Origin of the sequence: Chryseobacterium mulctrae (assembly GCF_006175945.1) — a bacterium.
Classification (GTDB): domain Bacteria; phylum Bacteroidota; class Bacteroidia; order Flavobacteriales; family Weeksellaceae; genus Chryseobacterium; species Chryseobacterium mulctrae.
Map to the genome: position 1 here is coordinate 1,612,886 of NZ_VAJL01000001.1, position 22,524 is coordinate 1,635,409.

General features: G+C 36.6%; 18 protein-coding genes. 17 read left to right on the plus strand and 1 reads right to left on the minus strand.

The window, feature by feature from the left end:
- Positions 1 to 19: 19 nt before the first annotated feature.
- From nuoF to FDY99_RS07230, 10 genes are all read left to right on the plus strand, one after another.
- A complete protein-coding gene (gene nuoF, locus FDY99_RS07185; RefSeq protein ID WP_139420331.1) occupies positions 20 to 1,375 on the plus strand; it encodes an NADH-quinone oxidoreductase subunit NuoF in 1,356 nt (451 codons plus the stop codon).
- A 195-nt stretch (positions 1,376 to 1,570) separates the two neighbouring features.
- Complete coding sequence (locus tag FDY99_RS07190) at positions 1,571 to 2,299, plus strand: hypothetical protein (protein WP_228448928.1); 729 nt, start codon at positions 1,571 to 1,573, stop codon at positions 2,297 to 2,299.
- Between the two features lie 22 nt (positions 2,300 to 2,321).
- The gene (locus FDY99_RS07195) at positions 2,322 to 3,320 is read left to right on the plus strand and encodes a 2Fe-2S iron-sulfur cluster-binding protein (protein WP_066680254.1); all 999 of its coding nucleotides are present in this window, start codon (positions 2,322 to 2,324) and stop codon (positions 3,318 to 3,320) included.
- 90 nt (positions 3,321 to 3,410) lie between these two features.
- Positions 3,411 to 4,475: an NADH-quinone oxidoreductase subunit NuoH gene (nuoH, locus tag FDY99_RS07200; RefSeq protein WP_139420333.1), complete on the plus strand. Its 1,065-nt coding sequence runs from the start codon at positions 3,411 to 3,413 to the stop codon at positions 4,473 to 4,475.
- 134 nt (positions 4,476 to 4,609) lie between these two features.
- Positions 4,610 to 5,167 (plus strand): NuoI/complex I 23 kDa subunit family protein, encoded by a 558-nt coding sequence (locus FDY99_RS07205; protein WP_066680251.1) that lies wholly within the window; start codon positions 4,610 to 4,612, stop codon positions 5,165 to 5,167.
- A complete protein-coding gene (locus tag FDY99_RS07210; protein WP_102979326.1) occupies positions 5,167 to 5,664 on the plus strand; it encodes an NADH-quinone oxidoreductase subunit J family protein in 498 nt (165 codons plus the stop codon). The genes FDY99_RS07205 and FDY99_RS07210 overlap by 1 nt, the downstream gene beginning before the upstream one ends.
- A gap of 4 nt (positions 5,665 to 5,668) precedes the next feature.
- Entirely contained in the window at positions 5,669 to 5,998 is a 330-nt protein-coding gene (nuoK, locus tag FDY99_RS07215; protein WP_074231138.1) for an NADH-quinone oxidoreductase subunit NuoK, read from the plus strand.
- Between the two features lie 2 nt (positions 5,999 to 6,000).
- The gene (nuoL, locus tag FDY99_RS07220) at positions 6,001 to 7,914 is read left to right on the plus strand and encodes an NADH-quinone oxidoreductase subunit L (protein WP_139420335.1); all 1,914 of its coding nucleotides are present in this window, start codon (positions 6,001 to 6,003) and stop codon (positions 7,912 to 7,914) included.
- Positions 7,914 to 9,407, plus strand: a complete 1,494-nt coding sequence (locus tag FDY99_RS07225) for a complex I subunit 4 family protein (protein WP_139420337.1) — start codon at positions 7,914 to 7,916, stop codon at positions 9,405 to 9,407. The genes nuoL and FDY99_RS07225 overlap by 1 nt, the downstream gene beginning before the upstream one ends.
- A 139-nt stretch (positions 9,408 to 9,546) precedes the next feature.
- Complete coding sequence (locus FDY99_RS07230; RefSeq protein WP_074231141.1) at positions 9,547 to 10,932, plus strand: NADH-quinone oxidoreductase subunit N; 1,386 nt, start codon at positions 9,547 to 9,549, stop codon at positions 10,930 to 10,932.
- Positions 10,933 to 11,284: 352 nt separating this feature from the next.
- Here the strand turns inward: FDY99_RS07230 and FDY99_RS07235 are convergent, their stop codons facing one another.
- Positions 11,285 to 11,848 carry a hypothetical protein gene (locus FDY99_RS07235; protein WP_139420339.1) on the minus strand — a complete coding sequence of 188 codons (564 nt, stop codon included), beginning with the start codon at positions 11,846 to 11,848 and terminating at the stop codon, positions 11,285 to 11,287.
- Between the two features lie 831 nt (positions 11,849 to 12,679).
- Between FDY99_RS07235 and FDY99_RS07240 the strand changes: the two genes are divergently transcribed.
- The 7 genes from FDY99_RS07240 (at position 12,680) to FDY99_RS07260 (ending at position 22,362) form a co-directional block, all read left to right on the plus strand.
- Complete coding sequence (locus tag FDY99_RS07240) at positions 12,680 to 14,344, plus strand: T9SS type A sorting domain-containing protein (RefSeq protein ID WP_139420341.1); 1,665 nt, start codon at positions 12,680 to 12,682, stop codon at positions 14,342 to 14,344.
- A 6-nt stretch (positions 14,345 to 14,350) separates the two neighbouring features.
- The gene (locus tag FDY99_RS07245) at positions 14,351 to 17,107 is read left to right on the plus strand and encodes a hypothetical protein (protein WP_139420343.1); all 2,757 of its coding nucleotides are present in this window, start codon (positions 14,351 to 14,353) and stop codon (positions 17,105 to 17,107) included.
- A gap of 34 nt (positions 17,108 to 17,141) precedes the next feature.
- Positions 17,142 to 20,879: a DUF6443 domain-containing protein gene (locus FDY99_RS07250; RefSeq protein WP_139420345.1), complete on the plus strand. Its 3,738-nt coding sequence runs from the start codon at positions 17,142 to 17,144 to the stop codon at positions 20,877 to 20,879.
- Between the two features lie 43 nt (positions 20,880 to 20,922).
- Positions 20,923 to 21,369: a hypothetical protein gene (locus tag FDY99_RS07255; protein WP_139420347.1), complete on the plus strand. Its 447-nt coding sequence runs from the start codon at positions 20,923 to 20,925 to the stop codon at positions 21,367 to 21,369.
- A 298-nt stretch (positions 21,370 to 21,667) separates the two neighbouring features.
- Positions 21,668 to 21,808, plus strand: coding sequence for a hypothetical protein (locus tag FDY99_RS22960; RefSeq protein ID WP_228448755.1), 141 nt, complete (start codon positions 21,668 to 21,670; stop codon positions 21,806 to 21,808).
- Positions 21,809 to 21,816: 8 nt separating this feature from the next.
- Positions 21,817 to 21,975, plus strand: a complete 159-nt coding sequence (locus FDY99_RS22965) for a hypothetical protein (RefSeq protein ID WP_162304150.1) — start codon at positions 21,817 to 21,819, stop codon at positions 21,973 to 21,975.
- Between the two features lie 63 nt (positions 21,976 to 22,038).
- Positions 22,039 to 22,362 (plus strand): hypothetical protein, encoded by a 324-nt coding sequence (locus FDY99_RS07260; RefSeq protein ID WP_139420349.1) that lies wholly within the window; start codon positions 22,039 to 22,041, stop codon positions 22,360 to 22,362.
- Positions 22,363 to 22,524 lie beyond the last annotated feature (162 nt).

The following is a 22,524-nucleotide window of genomic DNA, read 5'->3' on the forward strand; positions in this document are numbered from 1 at the left end:
TTGCAATAAGCAAATAAAAATGAGTAAAAAACTTTTACTTAAAGACGCACACGTAGAAGGAATACGCTACTTCGAAACTTACCGCAAACAAGGAGGTTACGGAGCAGCAGAAAAAGCCTTTAAAATGACACCCGAAGAAATCCTTGAAGAAGTAAAAGTTTCAGGTCTTCGTGGTCGTGGTGGTGCTGGTTTCCCAACAGGAATGAAGTGGAGCTTTCTGGCAAAACCGGAAGGCGTACCAAGACACTTGGTAGTGAATGCCGATGAATCTGAACCGGGAACTTTCAAAGACAGATATTTGATGGAATTCATTCCTCACCTTTTGATTGAGGGAATGTTGATTTCGTCGTTCGTTTTAGGTTCAAATGTTTCTTATATCTACATCCGTGGAGAATATTCTTGGATCCCTGATATTTTAGAAGAAGCAATTGAAGAAGCTAAAGCTGCAGGATTTTTAGGTAAAAATATCTTAGGAACAGGTTTCGATTGCGAAATTTATGTTCAAAGAGGTGGTGGAGCTTATATCTGTGGTGAAGAAACTGCTTTGCTAGAATCTCTTGAAGGTAAAAGAGGAAACCCAAGATTGAAACCACCTTTCCCGGCTGTAAAAGGACTTTGGGAAAGACCAACGGTTGTAAATAATGTTGAATCTATCGCAGCAATCGTTCCGATTATCGATATTACCGGTGCTGAATATGCAAAAATTGGTGTAGGTCGATCGACTGGTACAAAATTGATTTCTGCTTGCGGAAATATCAATAAACCCGGAGTTTACGAAATCGATATGACCATCACAGTTGAAGAATTTATTTATTCTGATGAATATTGTGGTGGAATTCCAAACGGGAAAAAGCTAAAGGCTTGTATTCCTGGAGGAAGTTCAGTTCCGATTGTTCCGGCAAACTTATTATTGAAAACGGTAAACGGTGAACCAAGATATATGAATTATGAATCTCTTGCTGATGGTGGTTTTGCTACCGGAACAATGATGGGTTCAGGAGGATTTATCGTTTTGGATGAAGACCAGTGTATCGTAGAACATACCATGACTTTGGCGAGATTTTATAATCACGAAAGTTGCGGACAATGTACTCCTTGTCGTGAAGGAACGGGATGGATGTACAAAATTTTGAAAAAAATTGAGAAAGGAGAAGGAAAAATGGAAGACATCGATTTGCTTTGGGATATCCAGAGAAAAATTGAAGGAAACACAATTTGTCCTTTAGGTGATGCGGCAGCTTGGCCTGTTGCAGCAGCGATCCGTCATTTCAGAGATGAATTCGAGTGGCATATTAAAAACCCAGAATTATCTCAGACACAGAATTATGGTTTAGCTCATTATGCAGACCCTATTCCGGCTGCAGTTAGTAATTAATCTGAATTTGGAATTATGAAGAAGTTTATTGCTGTAGGATTATTGTTATCCAATTTTGTTTTTGGACAGAAGACAGATTCGTTAATTATTAAAAAAAATGATGAAATGCCTTCCCTTCCTGAGTATAATACAATTTTGGATACCACTAAAGGGATTGAGGTTAAAGCTACAAATAACATCTTTAAAAAAGGAGCAATGTTTGTCTTTTGGGGTTGGAACAGAGCTGGATTTAGTAATTCTGATATCAGATTTAAAGGAAATGGTTACGATTTTACATTAAATAATGTTGTAGCACATGACAGACCTTCAGAATTAAGTTGGGCATATATCGATCCGACAAGGCTTTCTATACCTCAATTTAATTTTAGATTGGCTTATTTTTTAAAGGACAATTTAGCTTTAGTTGTGGGAACAGATCACATGAAATATGTGATGGATCAAGATCAGACCGTTGGGTTTAAGGGAAATATTTCAGATCCTAAATATGCAGGAATGGTTCAAAATGGAGAAGTCAATTTAAAAGATGAGCAATTTCTAACTTTTGAGCATACAGACGGACTTAATTATGTAAATGCAGGTCTTGAGAAATATAAAAATCTATTAGACAAAAAGAATTTTGATATTTTTTGGGCTTATGGAGCCGGAGCTGGAGTATTATTTCCGAAATCTAATGTAAAACTATTCGGAAACGAAAGAAGTGACAGGTTTCACGTAGCAGGATTTGGGTTGGATGCAAGAACCAACATCAATTTTGTTTTTTGGAATCATTGGATGGCAAGAGTTGAAGGTAAATTTGGCTACATCAATATGCCGGATATTAAAACAACTCTTAATAATAAACCTGATAAAGCCAGTCAGGATTTTGTATTCTATCAGATTAATTTCGGGATTGGATATACATTTAATACAAGAAAATATAAATAAAGCATTTGCTTAAAATATAATTATGAGCGAAGAGGTTAAAAAATTCAAAATAACGATAGACGGACAAACTGCTGAAGTTTTGCCCGGGACTTCTATTTTGGAAGCTGCAAGACAAATCGGTGGAAAATCTGTTCCTCCAGCAATGTGTTACTACAGCAAATTGGAAACCAGCGGTGGAAGATGTAGAACATGTTTGGTAGAAGTTTCTAAAGGTTCAGAAGCAGATCCGCGTCCTATGCCAAAATTGGTTGCAAGCTGCAGAACCAATGTGATGGACGGAATGGAAGTAAAAAACCTTTCTTCTGAAAAAGCTCAGGAAGGTAGAAAAGCAGTTACCGAATTCTTGTTGGTCAATCACCCATTAGATTGCCCGGTTTGTGATCAGGCAGGTGAATGTCACCTTCAGGATCTAGGTTACGAGCACGGAAATCTTGAAACCAGAACAGAATTTGAAAGAAATACGTACGAAGCTGACGACTTAGGTCCACATATCAAATTGAATATGAACCGTTGTATCTTATGTGCAAGATGCGTTTTGGCGGCAAATCAATTAACAGGTGAACGTGAGCACGGAATTCTTTTCAGAGGAGATCATGCGGAAATTTCTACGTATTTAAATAAAGCTTTAGATAATGACTTCATCGGAAACGTGATTGACGTTTGTCCGGTTGGAGCATTAACAGATAGAACAGCTCGTTTTGCAAGCAGAGTTTGGTTTACAAAGCCAATGAATGGTTCTTGCAAATGTGATAAGTGTTCTGGAAAAGCAACAGTTTACTTGAAAGGTGACGAAGTTGTAAGAGTAACTGCTAGAAAAGATCAGTGGGGAGAAGTTGAAGAATTTATCTGTGATACTTGTCGTTTCGAAAGAAAATCTCTTTCAGACTGGAACATCGAAGGACCAAGACATATCGACAGACATTCAGTTATTTCATTAAACCATTACGAGAAACCTAAAGACGAATTGAGAGTTTTAGACAATCCTATGGCTAAAGAAATCAGCGAAAAAGACGAAAAATAATTAATAAGATTTCAGATTTCAGACATTAGATAACAGACTTTTGTAATTCTAATTTCTAACTTCTAATTTCTAACATCTATAAAAATAAAAATGGATTTAATTACATTTAAATTAATACTTGTACTTGCACTTTTCCTGCTTTCATTAACGATTGCAGCCTACTCTACTTGGGCAGAAAGAAAAGTTGCAGCCATTATGCAGGACAGAATCGGGCCAAATAGATCAGGACCTTTTGGTTTACTGCAGCCTCTTGCGGATGGTGGTAAATTTTTCTTTAAAGAAGACTTTACTCCTGCCAATGCAGAAAAGTTTCTTTTCGTATTGGGACCTGCATTGGTGATGTTTATTTCATTAATTACCGGAGCAGTTATTCCTTGGGGAAAAACATTGAACATTGGAGATGTTTCTTATGATTTACAAGTTGCTAACATTGATGTTGGTGTACTTTTCATCATCGGAATGGCTTCTATCGGAGTTTACGGAATTATGATCGGAGGTTGGGCTTCCAACAACAAGTATTCATTATTAGGTGCTATCCGTGCTTCTTCCCAGATGATTTCTTACGAATTGGCGATGGGTCTTGCATTACTTTCTATCATTATGATGACAGGAAGTTTAGATTTAAAAGTAATTACTGAAAACCAAACTGAAGGAAAACTTTGGGGAATTATCCCTATCGGTTCTGGGATGAACTGGAATATTTTTTACCAACCATTGGCATTCTTAATTTTCTTTGTGGCAGCTTTGGCAGAAACCAACCGTCACCCCTTCGATTTACCGGAATGTGAATCTGAATTGGTAACTGGTTATACTACCGAATATTCTTCAATGAAATTAGGTTTATACATGTTTGGTGAATATGTGAATATGTTTATTTCTAATGCTTTCATGGTAGTACTTTTCTTCGGGGGGTACAACTATCCGGGAATTGACTGGGTTACAGAAAACTGGGGAGAAAATGTAGCAGGTATTTTAAGTATCGTAGCATTTTTAACGAAAACGGTAATCGGAATTTTGATCTTTATGTGGATCAGATGGACGCTTCCAAGATTCAGATACGATCAGTTGATGCACTTAGGATGGAAAACTTTAATTCCATTGGCATTAGTAAACCTTATGATTACAGGAGCTGTGATTTTAGCTTTTGGAAATTAAAAAAATTGTCCGAAGTCAGATGATGGAAGTCAGAAGATTTGATTCGGAAACAATTTAAAATTGAAAATAAAATATACATACAGTTTGAAACATCGGACATCCAGCTTCCGACATCAGACCAAAAAAATATAAAAATGAAATTAACCAACAGATCAAAAGTTGTTTCAAATAAAGAGATGACCTTTTCTGAGAAAATCTACTTACCGGCGATTTTCAAAGGAATGGGGATTACTTTTAAGCATGCTGTGAGAACCGTTGTAAAACGTGCTCCCAATGTTTATTCTTATCCGGAAGTACAAAAGCCTAGAGCTGATATCTGGAGAGGTCAACATGTTTTGAAAAGAGATGAAGAAGGCAGAGAAAGATGTACAGCTTGTGGATTGTGCGCAGTAGCATGTCCTGCAGAAGCGATTACAATGACCGCTGCAGAAAGAACCAGAGAAGAAAAAGATCTTTACAGAGAAGAAAAATATGCATCAGTATATGAAATCAATATGCTAAGATGTATTTTTTGCGGTATGTGTGAAGAAGCTTGTCCGAAATCTGCAATTTATCTTACAGACAGATTGGTTGATGTTGAGACCAACAGAGGATCTTTCATTTACGGTAAAGATAAATTAGTTGAAAAAATAAATGAAAGGATTGATATCACAGAAAGACAATCCGAGAAACAAAAAAATGCGGTAAAATAATGGATCAGTTTTTATTTTTCTTGGTGGCGTTTTTAGCAGTGTCAAGTGCGGTTTACTTCGTGTTTGCAAAAAATCCTTTATATGCTATTTTGTCATTAATTGTTACAATGTTTTCTATTGCGGGTATGTATATTCTTCTGAATGCACAATTCCTTGCCATCATCCAGATCATCGTTTACGCAGGTGCTATCATGGTACTTTTCCTTTATATCTTAATGATGCTTAACCTTAATAAGCAAGACGAAAGTAAGAAGAACAATACTTTAAAGTTTGTTGGAGTTTTTACAGCAGGTCTTCTTTTAATTGGTGTTTTAGGGGTTTTCAGAGGAGTACAGGATAATCATGTAGTGGTTGAGAACGTAGATAAAGGTGTAGGTCTTACAAAGAATCTGGGAAGACTTTTATTTAATGAATATGTTTTACCGTTTGAGCTTGCTTCCATCCTGATTTTGGCAGGTATTGTAGGTGCGGTACTAATCGGTAAAAAAGATTTATAAAATTATGGGAGAAGTAAATACATTTATGCAAAGCATCCCTCTGGAATATTTCATTACTCTTTGTTCAGTTTTGTTCTGTCTTGGAGTTTGTGGAGTATTGCTTAGAAAAAATGCGATTGTAATTTTAGGTTGTGTAGAGCTTATGCTTAATTCTGTAAACCTTTTATTGGCTGCATTTGCGGCATACAACGGGAACAGCGACGGACAGCTTTTGGTATTCTTCATCATGGTAGTTGCAGCAGCCGAAGTAGCGGTTGGTTTGGCAATTATTGCGATGTTATATAGAAACACCCGTTCTGTAGATGTAGGTATATTTAATAAATTAAAAGGATAAGAATGGAGAATTTAATATATGCAATAGTACTTTTACCACTTATAGGCTTTCTTATCAACGGACTTTTCGGAAAAAATCTTCCTAAGATTATAGTCGGAAGTTTGGCAACAGCTGCAGTTTTTGCATCTTTTTGTATTGCGGTAAGCTTATTTTTAAAATTTGACTCTGAAAGTCCGGCGGTTGTCGTTAAGGCTTTCGAATGGTTCAGAGTAAACGGAATTCAAATCAACTTCGGTTTCCAGATTGATCAGCTTTCATTAATGATGGTGATGATTATTACAGGAATCGGATCTTTAATTCACTTGTATTCTATCGGATACATGAGCCACGATAAAGGTTTCTATAAGTTTTTTACTTATTTAAATCTTTTCATCTTCTCGATGTTACTTTTGGTAATGGGAAGCAACTACATGATCTTATTCATCGGTTGGGAAGGTGTAGGTCTGTGTTCTTATCTATTGATCGGATTCTGGTATACCAACGAAGAATACGGTAAAGCAGCAAGAAAAGCTTTCATCATGAATAGAATTGGTGACCTTGGTTTATTGATCGGTATTTTCATGATTGCGTCTCAGACCAACTCTGTAGATTATATTTCAGTAGCACAAAATGCTTCTAAATTTGAATTAGACGGAACCATCATCATCTTTATCACAGCCAGTTTATTTATCGGTGCTGTTGGTAAATCTGCTCAGGTTCCTTTATATACTTGGTTACCCGATGCGATGGCAGGTCCAACTCCTGTTTCTGCATTGATTCACGCAGCAACGATGGTTACTGCAGGTATCTATTTGGTGGTAAGATCAAACTTCTTATTCACTTTAGCTCCAACCGTTCAGGGCGGAATTTTATTAATAGGATTCTTAACTGCCGCTTTGGCTGGTTTCTACGCACTGCGTCAGAACGATATCAAAAAAGTTTTGGCATATTCTACAGTTTCACAGCTTGGTTTTATGTTTATCGCTTTAGGTTTGGGAGCTTATTCTACAGCAATGTTCCACGTAATGACACACGCTTTCTTCAAGGCATTGTTATTCTTGGGAGCAGGTTCTGTAATCCACGCAATGAGCAACGAACAGGATATGCGTTTTATGGGAGGTTTAAAAAAATACATTCCAATCACGCACATCACTTTCCTGATCGGAACATTGGCGATCTCAGGTTTCCCTTTACTTTCAGGGATGATCTCTAAAGACGAAATTTTGGTTGCAGCATTTGCTAAAAACCCTATTTACTGGGTAATGTTATTTATTTTAGCAGCAACAACCGCAGCATATATGTTCAGACTGTATTACTTGACTTTCCACGGAGAGTTCAGAGGTACAGAAGAACAGAAACATCATTTACACGAAAGCCCGATGAACATGACGTTACCGTTGATCGTTCTGGCAATTCTTTCAGTACTTGGAGGTTTTATTAATTTACCACACTTTATCGGTCACGGTCATTATGCTAAATTAATGGAATGGCTAAAACCGGTATTGACTCCAGAAAGCTTTAAGCAAATGGAAATGACTCTTTCAGGAGTTGATTTCAATACAGAAATGATTCTTTTGGGAGCAACCATCTTAATGTTCTTTACGGTTTGGTTCATTGTGAAAAACATGTATGTGAACAAAAAGAAAATGGCTCTTGCCGAAGAAGAATATACAGGCTGGGAAAAACTTTCTGCTAAAAAGTTATATGTTGATGAGCTTTACAATGCATTAATTGTAAAAACTTTCGAAGGACTTGGACGTGGCGGAAAAATGTTTGACAAAGGCGTTTTAGACCGTTTTGTAGACTACATAGGTGAAGGTGCTGAAGACAGCGGAAAATCTATGAAGCGTATTCAAAACGGAAATGTTGAGAACTATGTTCTTATCATGACTTTGGCTGTGGGAATTATACTGATTGTTAACTTTATATTACAATAATGTCTTATTTACTATTAACATTATTACTTTTACCTCTTGTAGGTTCGGGATTAACCTTTGCATGGAAGAACGCTTCCAGCAAATATTTGGCGCTGGGAATTGCTTTGATTCAGATGTTGCTTACATTTTACATTCTTTCGGATTTTGATTTTAATCTGACTGTAGATAGTTCGCTGCAATATGAGATTACTTATCCTTGGTCACAATTTATTAAAAGTACTCTTCATTTCGGAATTGACGGAATGGGTTTGCTTCTTTTATTACTGACCAATATTCTTACGCCATTAATTATTTTATCATCTTTTAACGAAAACGTAAGCTACAAAAACTCTTTCTACGGACTTATTTTGCTGATGCAGTTTGGTCTTGTAGGAGTATTTACAGCTTTAGATGGTTTGTTATTCTATATTTTCTGGGAAGTAACACTTATTCCGATCTGGTTTATTGCTGCACTTTGGGGACAGGAAAACAAAAGAATGGAATTCACAACAAAATTCTTCGTCTATACATTCGTAGGATCTTTGTTTATGTTGGCTGGTTTGATCTATGTTTACACGCATTCAGCATCTTTCGCTCTTACAGATCTGTATAATGCAGATTTGGGTGAAACGCAGCAAATCGTTGTATTCTGGTTTATTTTCTTTGCTTTTGCAGTGAAACTTCCGGTTTTCCCTTTCCACACTTGGCAACCCGATACGTATACCTACTCTCCTACTCAGGGATCGATGCTTTTATCAGGAATTATGCTGAAAATGGCGATCTATGGAGTAATCAGATATTTATTACCAATAACACCGACTGCTATTTTCGGAATTTCAGGACAGATTGTAATCATTCTGGCAATTATCGGAATTGTACACGGTGCTTTAATTGCAATTATCCAGACTGATATGAAGAGAATTATTGCATATTCTTCTTTCTCACACGTTGGGTTAATGGTTGCAGGTATTTTCTCTTCGGCGGTTCTTACTTTAAGAGGAACTTTAACCATTGAAGGAGCTGAAGGAGCTTTAGTTCAGACTTTTGCTCACGGTATCAACGTTGCAGGTTTGTTCTATTGTGCAGATATTTTATACAAAAGATTCAAAACAAGAGACATCAGACAGATGGGAGGTTTGGCAAAAGTAGCGCCTAAGTTTGCGGTATTGTTCTTACTGATCATTTTAGGATCAATGGGAGTTCCGTTGACGAATGGTTTCATTGGTGAATTTATCCTTATTAAATCTATCTTTGATTTTAATGTATTGGCTTCAATCATTGCTGGTTTAACGATCATTCTTTGTGCGGTTTATCTATTGAGATTTTACGGTAAAGCAATGTTTGGTGAAGGTAATGCTGCAGTTTTGAGCACAGCAAAAGATTTATCGGCAGTTGAATTTTCAGTATTGGCAAGTATTGCAGTATTTGTGATCTTGTTAGGAATTTTCCCTCAACCGATTATCGATATGGTGGGAAGTTCATTGAAGTTTGTGTATTCATCGATGATCAATTAGGATTAAAGATTTAAATAAAAAATTAAAAGAATTAAGAGATAGGAAGTAAAAAGGTAAAAGTAAAAAGAGCCAAGTAATAAAACCTGGAACCTTAAACTTTAAACCTGGAATTTCAAATCTCAAATCTCAAATATAAATTATGAGTGTTTTAATTATTGTTTTCCTGACAGCAGTTGCTGCATTATTCTCGGGAGTTTTTGAAAAGGGAAAATTCGCAAGATACATTGGGATTTTTGGGTTGATCGTTGCATTATATGTAAGCTTTTTACCTGAAGCTTCTTTCTTCGAAAAATACAGATTAATGTATGAGTACGGACAAAATACAGCTTTGTTTACAAAAATTTCTATTGTAACGACTTTGCTTTTATTCTTCCTGGGAGGTTTTGCATTCAGCAATCACAGAAACCATCAGTCAGAATTGTATGCATTGATGCTTTTTGCATTGTGTGGCGGTTTTGTATTGTTCGGATACCAAAACTTGGTGACTTTGTTCTTAGGAGTTGAAATTTTGTCTATTCCTTTATACGTAATGGCAGGTTCCAACAAAACAGATCTTAGATCAAACGAAGCTTCATTAAAATATTTCCTGATGGGAGCATTTGCAACAGGTTTCTTATTATTAGGAATTGCATTTATCTACGGAAGCACAGGAACATTTGATTTATACAGAATTCACGATTTCAGCACGGTAAATCCAACCAACGGAATGTTTATTCTTGGAGTTGTGTTAATGCTTTGTGCGATGGCATTTAAAGTAGCTTTAGCACCTTTCCACATGTGGAGTCCGGATGTTTACCAAGGTTCACCATCATTGATCACTGCTTTCATGGCAAGTGTTGTCAAAATCTCAGGATTTTATGCATTATTCAGATTAATGACGATCGGATTCTCTGGTGTTACTCATGAGTGGATTAACATTTTAGGCGTATTCCTTATCATTACTTTATTATTAGCAAACGCAATGGGTCTGGCTCAGACGAATGCTAAAAGAATGTTGGCGTACTCATCAGTTTCGCACGCAGGATATATCGGTTTGGTGTTTTTCGGAATGAACGCACTTTCAACATATACATTAGCGTTTTATTTATTCGCTTATTCATTGTCTACAGTGGGAGTATTTATGTGTTTAATCTGGGTTGAAAAACTAAAAAGAGAAACTTCTTACGGCGCATTCAAAGGTTTGGCTAAATCTGAACCATTATTGGCAACCGTCGCAACGATTTCTTTACTTTCAATGGCGGGAATTCCTTTAACGGCAGGTTTCATGGGTAAATTCTCATTATTTGCTCAGGCTTTAAGCAAAGACAACAATGCATTCTTAGTAATTATAGCAGTTTTAGGTTCTGCAATCTCAATCGCTTATTATTTAAGATTAATTATCGCAATGTTCTTCTTTAAAGAAACTACTTTCAAAACTTCAGAAAGAGTAACGGTAACTTACAATATTGTCGCAGTATTTATTATTGCATCGATTATTGCACTGGGTGTTTTCCCTGATTTATTTGCAAAGCAATTCGGGTTGTAATTTGAATCAACATATTTAAAATTTAAACCTTTCAATTTTCTGGAAGGTTTTTTTTATAGAAAAGCGCTGAACGTCTTTTTGTCATTCTGACGAAGGAAGAATCTCATCTATGGTTTAGATTCTTATCTCATTGCGTTACATTCAGAATGACAGTGTTATAAAAATAAGACAGCAGAATTAGTGTAAAATTGTATTTCATTACTTAAAATATAAAACCTTCCAAATCTGGAAGGTTTCTTTTATGAAAAATCAATGAGAATTAAACCACTTTTGTCATTCTGACAGATTATTTTGATGAGTTATCGCTCCGTCATGTCTCCGTCGTTTCTCCGTCAAAACCTGATTAGAGAAATTAAAGTGTTTCAAACTTTTCTGTCAGATTGGCAGGATAATCAGAAGCGGTAATTGTGATCTTATCTCCAGATAAATCTGAGTTTAGAACTGTAGCTGTATAAACCCACTCTGCACCATTATTTACTGCTACACCCTGCTCTACTAAACTTCCGTCTGCATTCTCAATTTTCACATTGACTGCTATTACTTCAAAATCGTCTGTCGCTATGATTCGGATAGTATCACCGGGATTTCCACTATAAGAAGATAAGTTTATTTCCTGAATCTTTGGTGCATTCAGCAAATCTGCTACTGCAACATTATAGGCGCTGACACCTTTTGAATCATCTGACATTGCTTCATACATCTGCTTTTTATCAGCATCATTCATTACCGTCTTTGCATACAAAACTGCTCGTTGAAATTTAAGCTTCTGAACTTCTTGTTTATCCGAAAGTTCACCGGTTCGTTCTTTTGGAGCTTTAGATACAATTGTTTTACCATTTCTTTGGCTAAATACCAAAAGATCTCCTACTTTACCACTTAATCCGTGGGTTACAATGTTGTTTTTACTTTCTGCCATTTTTATGTTTTTTAATTGTGAATGAAATATATAAAAAATATTAAATTATAGAGAGGTAGGGATATAATTCCACAAACAAATTAGTATTAAATTATTTATAAATTCATTTCAAGCAATAAACGTTGAATCTATAATAATATTTCATCGATTAATTTGTATTTTATAAATTACCGTATAAATACGGTAATTCCCTATTAAAAATATTTATTATATTCGCAACAGATTTTAACGAAAAATAAAAGCGTAAGCTATCATATTGGTATTAGAAAACCGCGAATTTCTCTAAAAGACCAAATTTTGATAGACTTACGCCCGTGTACCTATATGGGCGCGGGCGTAGTCTTTCTGGTCTTTGGGCTCTTCGCGGTGCCTCTAATACGGATTGACTTCTGCTCAGCGCCTTTCTTATTTCTATAATCAACAAAAGTCAGTTTAATAAAAAATGCTACGTCATGCTTTGTCGTATTAGTGATTGATATTTGCAATGCCACAAGTTTAAAACATAAAAAACAACAAATAAAAATGAAATGAGAAAAGAATATTTAAAATTAAAAATTCTGAATGTCCGTTTTTGATCAAAACGCTAAAATCAGCACAATTTTGTCATCGACTTCTTCGAATCTTCGATTTCAGAAGGGATCTCTGCACACTGAAAATAAAGCCGTTTAGATTCCTTCGGAATGACAAAGTGACTGTTGGTTTCTGCTTTATAATTAAAAGCGAACATTCAATAAAAATCATCAATTTTTAATCAACCTTACGTTTTTCCTTATAACAGGAATTAAAAATATTTTTAATTTAGCAAAAAAATAATAATTAAAAACTCAAATTATGAAAAAACTCTACACGAGTGCATTACTAGTATGCACCACTGCTGTATCGTTTGCTCAGAATGTGGTATGGCAGAAAGATATTAAATCCTCTACTCAGGATTTTCTTTCACAAGTTACCACAACAGTCGATCAGCAATATTTAATAACAGGTAGCAGTATTCAGGTGGCAGGTAAAAGTGCAGTGCCATCTGTAGGTTCAAAGCAGAACAACGGCTACGACTTTCATTTGGTTAAACTCAACCAGCAAGGAGAAGAGGTCTGGGAAAAGTATTTCTCAGGACAAAACCATGATTTTCTTTCGGCAACAGTTGCTACCCAGGAAGGCGGTTTTCTTTTGGCAGGAACGTCTCATTCAGGAAAAGGCTTAGATAAAAAAGATGCTTCCAAAGGAGGATCTGATATCTGGTTGATCAGAATTAATGAATTCGGAGATGAGTTGTGGCAAAAAACTTTGGGAACATCACAGGATGAAGAAGCAAGATCTGTGATTCAGACTGCTGATTTCGGGTTTATGGTGGCGGGAAATGTTCAGAATGCAGCCAATGGATTTGGTTCTAAAGATGTTACGGTAATAAGGCTTGATAAAAACGGAAAAGTACTTTCAGAAATAATTTTAGGCGGAAGAGGTCTGGATGAAGTGGAAAAGATGATTCCTACTCCGGATGGAGGAGCGTTATTGGGAGTTTACTCGAGAAGCGGAAAATCTATCAATGATAAAAAATCAATGATAAATGATAAAATCAATGATCAATTATCATTTACCAATTATCCAAAATCTACAGAAAACTTCGGTGAAGGTGACTATTGGGTGATCAAGCTCAGCAAAGACAATAAAATAGAATGGGAAAAGAATTTCGGAGGTAAAGGTGATGACCATTTGAGAACAATGGCTTTTACTTCTTCGGGATATATTATCGGCGGAGAATCGAGATCTGAGAAATCAGGAAATAAAACGGTTGGAATTGAAGAAGGAACAGACGTCTGGCTGATCTCTTTGAACACAAAAGGTGAAAAACAGTGGCAGAAATCTTACAATTTTAAGAACCGTGATATCCTGATGGGAATGAATGTGATCAGCGGGATGCAGGGTGCCGGAAGCGGGGTGAATGGAGTGAACCCAACCAAAGGAATATTGTTGGGTGGATATACGCAAGCTGAAGGAAGAATTGAAACTGATGATGAGACATTCTGGATGCTTTATATCGACAATGACGGAAACGAACAGTGGCGAAAGCACGTAAAAGGAGAATCGAGAAAGAAAGAGGAACGACTTGCAGCCGTGGCGGTTAACAAGGATGGTTCTATTGTTTTGGCAGGAACAAGCGCTGAAGAATTAGGAAAAGAGAACTGGAAGATAGTCAAACTTGGAGATCAACAGATTGACCAGTTGATCGAAAAGCAAAATATTAAAATTTATCCTAATCCGGTATCGGATTACTGTTATGTTGAGATAGGGTTTGAGGATGGAAGCTGGAAGCTGGGTGACGGAAAGTCTGAAGCTGAAATAACGCTCTACGATATGGGTGGAAGACAGTTACAAAGTCTGAAAACAAAGAATAAGATTACAAAAATCAATACGCAAAATCTGATTCAGGGAGCGTATTTAATTGTCGTAAAAACGGATACTGAGAAAACTGCGAATGCTAAATTGATTAAAAAATAAAAACACATGAGAAAAAATATTAACAAAGCTTTATGGGTTATAGCGATGGGGATTTCCATTGGAAGCTTTCATGCCCAGGGAATTAATTTCGGAGACTTTTCAAAACCTGTTCCTTCCGAATCTTCAGCAACGACTTTTGATACCACCCCTGTTTCTTATGCTACAGGGATACCCAATATATCATTACCTATTTTGAGTCTTGCCAGTAATGATCCCAGAATATCAACAGGACTTTCGCTGATGTATCATCCAAGCAATGATCAGGATGACGAAATTGCAGGCGAAACAGGTTCCGGATGGACGCTCGCAAAAGGGGGAATCATTACGAGAGAAATGGCTGGAGAACTTGATGAGAGTTACTACAACGCTTCCTCACCCTATTATAAAAAAAATGAATTTGATGATGTCTATTATTATAATCTTCCCACAGGAACTTCCGGGAAATTCAGGTTTGTAAGGGATGTTAATGCCAACACCTTTGAGATTGTCAACCTAAGCCCCAACAACATCAAGATAGAATATACAAGAGACAGCAACCAGGCTACCCTGAATGCTACGTCTTTTACCATTACAGATACCTATGGATATAAGTTTCTTTTCAGCGATTACAGCCAGAGCAGAACCGACTACAGAACAGGAACATCGGGGATTAGCGGGCTTGTTTACAAATCTGCATTTTATTTAACCCGAATTAGTTCTCCTACCAATACAACTCTTCTTACCTATGAGTATCAAAAGGATCCTAAATACAGGGAAGGAAGCACCTCCTTACTTGAGTACCAACTTTGCAAGCTGATCAAGGTACTATCTCCCAATATGGGATCTATAGAGATTCAGTATGAGTTTGTTCCTTCTCTGGAAAATTCAATGAGTGATCCTTACAGTGTAAAAAAAGCCGTTCTTAAAGATCTTTGGGGAAATATTATATCACAATACAGTTTTGTATATGACCTGCCTTATGTCTACTATCCGGAATATGGTTCTCAATTAGGAAAAAGAGTTTTAACAGAAGTGCAGAGACTTGATGCGAATAATACTGTTCTTGATAAAACCAAAATTAATATTATTAATCCCAACCCTAAAAGCAGACAGGTCAGAATAGTAAATCCGGGAGGAGGAACTGTTGAATATCAGTTTGAAGGAAATGAAGTATTTGCTGATTTTAATTCTCCCAAATATCTGGAAAAACTGGAAAAATGGGAAGGCGAAGCTTTCCACTATTTTTACCAGAATGCTCATGACTGGTATTTTAATACGAGAAATTCGCGAACCTTTACTTTCCAGGTAACGGGAACTCCGGGAAAACAAAAAAAATTCAAGTTCAGCTATAGCGGTGCAAGCTTCCCCCCTGCTATTCCTACTGAAGGCGGAAGTGTAGAATACATCGATTATAAAATCGTCAATGTAACACAGAACTCAGGAGCAACATATCAAAACGATATTTACTATTCGATGAATGAAATGCTTCTGCTTCCCGGAACGTACACCATTCAGATTATAGGGTCCGGAGGAGGAACAATTACCATTGATGAGCTTATGATACACCCGGGTCCTTACAAAAACGCTTTCGAAACAGATGGATTAAGAATAAAAAACATTAAATATTTTAATGCAAGTACAGATTCACAGCCTGTGAAAACCATGTCTTATACCTATGATAAATTCGACACCGTTATTCCTTCGAGCAGCGGAGTAAGAAAAATTTACCAAAACGTAAAGATTCATGAAAACTCAGGAAATGGTTATTTGCGTTACTATTATACCGATGAAGGAAATTTCCCGCCATACGATGTACAGGTTAATGGAAGCAGTGTAACCATCACTCCTGAAAACAATGAGCTGGAAAACGGGATGACGCAAAAGCAGGAAACCTATAATGAGCAGAACCAGATTCTTACTTCCTCAGAATACACCTATGCTTTTGAAAAGAAAAGTATGGCAGCAAAATTAATTGAAGATGCAAGATCTGTCCCTGTATTTACTAAAAAGGTTACCGTATTGTCTAAAAATTACGGGAAGAACGGACAGCCAATCTCAACCGCTGCCGAAACGGAAATAAGCTCAGTGAATTATCAGACCGAAAAAGAAAAGGCAACCCTCGCTAATGGAGATGTTATAGAAACACAGACCTTCTATCCTTTAGGGAACAGTGAGTACACCCATCTTCAGAATGCCAATATTATTTCTGTACCCATTAAAACCATTGCGAAGAAAAACGGTAAGATGATCTCTACTTCACAGACAAAATATGACAACGGAAGCCTGCGGCCTACTTCTACCGTGGTAACCAATCCTAAAGACGGAAGCCTTAAAACTACCCAAAGGCTGGATGCTTATGATAACGAGGGCAATATCAGACAGTACACTTCAAACATTGATGAGGTTTCTGGGCAGGGAGTTCCGGCAGTAGTGATCTGGGGATATCACAAGACGTTGCCTATTGCTAAAATACCGGGTGCAACATTAGCAGATATCGGAGCATTGGCAGATGATATTATCGCAAAATCTGATCTTGATAAAGACAATGCTTCAGAGAAAACACTGCTTGAAGCTTTAGACGCTTTCAGGACCAACGCTGCGCTCAAAAAGTTTCAGATCACCACCTATACCCACAATCCGTTGACGGGAGTAAGCTCTGTAACGCCACCCAACGGAATCAGGGAAAGCTATACCTACGATCAAAAATCCAGGCTGAAGTCGGTCATCGATGTTAACGGAAATATTGTTTCTGATTACCAATACAACACAAAACCACAGCCTTAAGAATCTATTGTCGTATTGTTTAAAAAAATAAATTATGAAAAAAATATTAACCTTAGTCTATCTTCTTATGGTGGCTGTACTCTATTCTCAGAGTCTTACCCCATCAGAAAATCATATATACAGCAGAACGTATCTCGAGCCCGTAACCACACAGCAGCCGGGAGCGGCGCAGCTTCAGGGTGTAAAATACTTTGACGGGCTCGGAAGAGCTACCCAGAGCATCAGCATCAAATCTTCACCAACCGGAAAAGACATTGTAGTTCCTTCCCTGTACGATACTGCCACAGGAAGAAAAACCAAAGACTATCTTCCGCAGCCTGTTGACAGCCAGAACGGAGCGTATCTTCCGAATGTTGGCGAAAATTCCGTGAATGCCTATTACGGTGTTCCCAATGCGTATTCTGAAGTTGCTTATGAGCCTTCACCATTGGGGAGAGTAGAAAAGAAAGCAGCTCCCGGAGCCGATTGGCAGATTACAGGAAACCATATCCAAAGAACAGAGCAGACCACCAACAGCGCAGGTGAAGTAAGAAAAATTACGGCTACTTCTACCTGGAATCCTGCCACGCAGATAAGCGATGTTGCTTTGGATGCCGTGTCGGATAATGCCTATACTACGGGCGGATTTTACAATGCTAATATTCTTGTAAAAACCATCGCCTGGGACGAAGAAAACCACGAGGTACAGAGCTTTACAGATCCTGCAGGAAAGCAGATCCTGATCCGTAAGATCAACCAGAAGACAAACGGAACAACAGAAAATCTCGATACCTATTATGTATACGATGATTTTGAAAACCTGGCATTTGTGATTCCGCCTAAGGCAGCAACAGCAACAAGCATTGCACAGCTCAATACCAAGCTGGATGTACTCTGCTATCAATACAAGTATGATAAATACAACCGATTGGCAGAAAAAAAGCTTCCGGGAAAAGGCTGGGAATATGTAGTCTATGACAAGCAGAACCGACCTGTTCTTACACAGGATGCCAACCTGAGAGCTACCACCAATAATTTTGGGCAGAAAGGCTGGATGTTTACCAAATACGATGCCTTCGGAAGAGTGCTGTACACCGGCTTCTTTGCCAATACAGGAACCCGCGTTGCTATGCAAAACGCAGTCAGCAATATGTCTGCCAATGCGCTCAACAATGAGGCCGTAACCACTACCCCTTTTACCCAGGGAAGCATGACGATTTACTATACCAAAAATGCATTCCCTACAGGAAGCATGACGGTGCTGAGTGTTAATTATTATGATGAATATCCTACAGGTGCACCTGCGCAGCCCAATCTGGTACAGAACCAGACGACGATGACATCTGTACCTACTGCCTTTACGGCCAATGGTTTCTCATCAGTAAGAAGCACCAAAACGATGCCTACCGGAAGCTATACCAGAAACATTGAGAACGACAGCTGGTCTTCAGCTTTTATCTGGTATGATACAATGGGAAGAGCGGTAGGAACCTATGGAAAAAATCATTTGGGCGGATTTACATCCACCGAAAGCTCTCTTGATTTTTCGGGAAAAGTAAAAGAAAGCTATACTTATCACTCCCGAAACACTGCTTCTGCGCAAGTGACCATCAAAGACCGCTATGTCTACAGCCCTTACCAGTTTTTGCAGAAACATTATCAGCAGATCAACGGTCAGCCTGAAGAGCTGATCTCTGATCTTACTTACAATGACCTTGGGCAGATCACCAACAAAAAAGTGGGCGGAGGTTTACAAAGCATAGACTATAGTTACAATGTAAGAGGATGGCTTTTGGGGATTAACCCTAATGATCTGGGTACTCTGGGCAGCAAGCTTTTTGCCTACAAAATAAAATACAACCAGAGAGAGGGAGTGGAAGCTCCCAATAACGAATATACAGACCTGAAAGTAAAGCCCCGTTACAACGGAGGTATTGCAGAAGTAGACTGGAAGGTCGCAACAGACAACATCCAGAGAAGATATGGGTATTCTTATGACGGAGTTAACCGACTGAAAGCCGGGTTTTACCAGACCGATGCCAATCCTTATCTGAAAGAGTACAATGAAATTCTGGATTATGACCTAAATGGGAATATTTCTACTTTGAAAAGAACTGCAAGTTCTGATAATTCGTTTACAGGAACAGCACAGGTTATTGACAACCTTACCTATACTTATGACGCAGGAAACAGGCTGACCAATGTTACCGATGCTTCTCAGAATTATAATGGTTACCCGTCTTCTTCAGGTACGCTGATTGATTATGATGACAACGGAAATATGACCAGCCAGAAAGATAAAGGAATCAACAGCATTAGCTACAATTATCTGGATCTTCCTGAAGAAATAAAGTTTAGCGCTACCTACATTATCAGAAACAAAATAACCGGTGAAGATGAAGAAAGAAACGTAAGAACCAATTATGTCTTTCGTGCAGACGGAACGAAGCTCAGAAAAGAATATACAACTTTCTATAAGGGAGGCTCAGAAAGAACCACTACAACAGATTATTTAGATGGCTTTCAGTATAAGGTAAATCATTTAGGAACGGTTACTTTAGAATTTGTACCCACTCCGGAAGGGTATTATGATTTTAAAAATAATAGGTATATTTACAACTATACCGACCACTTGGGAAATACACGCCTGAGCTATTTCAAAAATGCAGGAGGCAGCGCAGAAGTTCTTGAAGAAAACAATTATTATCCTTTTGGATTAAAGCATGAAGGGTACAATGCTTTAGCAGGAAATCCTTCTTATCAATACCAATACAACGGTAAAGAATTGCAGGAAGAAACAGGCTGGAATGACTATGGTGCTAGAATGTACATGTCTGATATTGCAAGATGGGGAGTTATGGATCCTCTTGCCGAAATGTATAGAAGACATTCTCCATATAATTATGCGATAAATAATCCTGTTTCATTTATTGATCCGGATGGAAGAAGCGTACAATATGCAAATGGAGGCCTTAATTTTACTGGAGATTCGGCAGTAGCATTTGGAGCTTTACTTTTAGGACAAGCCCAAGCGCACAATGCAGCAGGTGGAAGCAAAATAGATAGAATTTCTGCTGTAGATGAAACGAGTGGAGGAGGAAGTGCTCTTAGCTCTTGGATGCAGAACTATTTGAATTCTCCTCCTGATGATCATTTTGATCAGTTTGGTAGATTTTTATATACAGACAATAGAAATTCATCTAATATTGTTATAAATCATGTGTTTGGAGGCATAACGAATCAACAGAATGTTATGTTGGCAAAAATGCAACCACAATGGCTAGAAACAATGCTTAGTAAGTTTAAAATTTCGAAGGATAACTATTCAACTATTACAAATATTGCAAATCATTATGCAACTGAAGCAGGAGTAGACTTAAATAATCTTGAAGGAAATAGTACTTCTTTAGGAATTTCTAATTATAGATTTGAAAGTATGCAAAGAAAAGGTAATTTTGATAGCTATAATGGTGGTGAATATAGGGCAAATGCTCTTATGACCGGTGATTTAAATAAAAAAACAATCTCAATTATGGTAAATAACGGATATGTAGATAATTTGTTAGATAATAGATTTAATATGATTTCTACTCTTAGCCATGAAGGAGGGACAGTAAGTCATTTAACGCTTCCGGCAGAACCTCAATTACAAGGAATTAAAAATCATATTACTATTTATAATAACCAAATAAAATCTTCTATCTTTAAGAAAACAACAATTGATTACCAATACATTATGAAAGATAATTTAAACAAATATATAAGGAAATATGAATTATACAATCGTAAATAGAGTTTTTTTTATTATAATATGTTTTAACATTTTTACCTCATGTATGAAAAAAAAGAAAAACATTGAAGTGATAGAAATAAATAATTTTCAAAATTTAATTTGTACCGATCCAATTAATGATAGTATCTTTGTTAAAGATGTAGAAACATTTATACTATTTGGAAATTTGACGAATGATACTATTCAAATTTCCATAAAAGATATTAAAAAGCATCTAAAACATACTCACAAAAAAGATACTTTTTCAATTAATTTTGAATCAGAAAATGATATAACTATTCCACCTCTTGACTCTCTTGGTTTACCTTGTATTTCTATAATTGAAAAAAAATATGTACAGAATGACTCTCTTTTTTTAAATGGGTTTAGTGTTATAAATTTGAAAACAAAAAAAATAGTTTCTAAAAGTAAAAATTATAGGACTAAGAAATTTTATGAATTTCAATTATATAAACGTTGGGGTATAAAAACTGATCATGTAGATTTATAAATAGTAGGTAATATTTGGAGTTGCTATCTTTTTTGATACAAAAAGTTTATACTTTTATACTCTTTAAGTTTAGAGAACTAAATAATTAGGGTGTTGAAATCGACACCCTAATTTTAATTTAAAAAAGTTTCGCAAGAAGCAGTGCAGAAGTTCTTGAAGAAAGCAATTATTATCCTTTTGGATTAAAGCATGAAGGATATAATGCTTTAAACGGAAATCCTTCTTATCAGTATAAGTATAACGGAAAAGAAGTTCAGGAAGAAACAGGCTGGAATGACTATGCTGCAAGGGCATGAGCATGAATAACTGGGGAGATTCTTCATTTGGAAAAGGATCTACTAATCACACCGTTGATAGGTCTGCTGAAATTATAAATTTTATCTTTAGCGCTTTAGGAACTGGAGCTGGTCTTGCTGATGGAGAGCTGATGGAGAGCTGAGTCCTTGAATGAGTAATTATATTACAGAATTAAACTATGGAGGGCAAATAAAACCTATCGTGCAGATTTTAATTTGGCCTATGGATGGAGATGTTGGACATACTGCACTTAGGGTTAATGGAACGGTTTACGGTTATTATCCTACAGATAATTCTTTTACTTATTAATTTATGAACACAATTCTACACATAATACTTCTTATAATTATATTTTCAAACTCAGTATTCCTAATGTTAGGAAAAGACATATTATCTTCTAAATTTTTAAAAATAACTTGGATTATTGCATTCATTGACATTTTATTAATTTATTTCTTTTTTAGCTTAACTGAATCTATTATTCTTTACATTGTATTTACATCAATTATTGTAGTATTCACTGGGGGATTAACAACTGTAGTTAAAGGATATAACTCCCATAATTTGGCAAATAATTTCAAGAATGATAATAGAAAAAGGTTTATGGTTTTTTTCATCTATTTTTTGCTGTTCTTTTTAATTATGCTTACAATAGGTGTTATGAAAAACTTGTTGTTTGATTCTCCTTTAGAATAAACTACCATTATCAACGCTATTTTTCAAAACCATCAACTTTGAAGCAAACATAATCGTAAAGAATCTACAACAGCAAAATCAGTTTCAATATAAAAATCACCCCCCAAAAACACCCAATTCCCTCATAGTTTTCATACCTTTACCCTCACAATTTTTCTTACA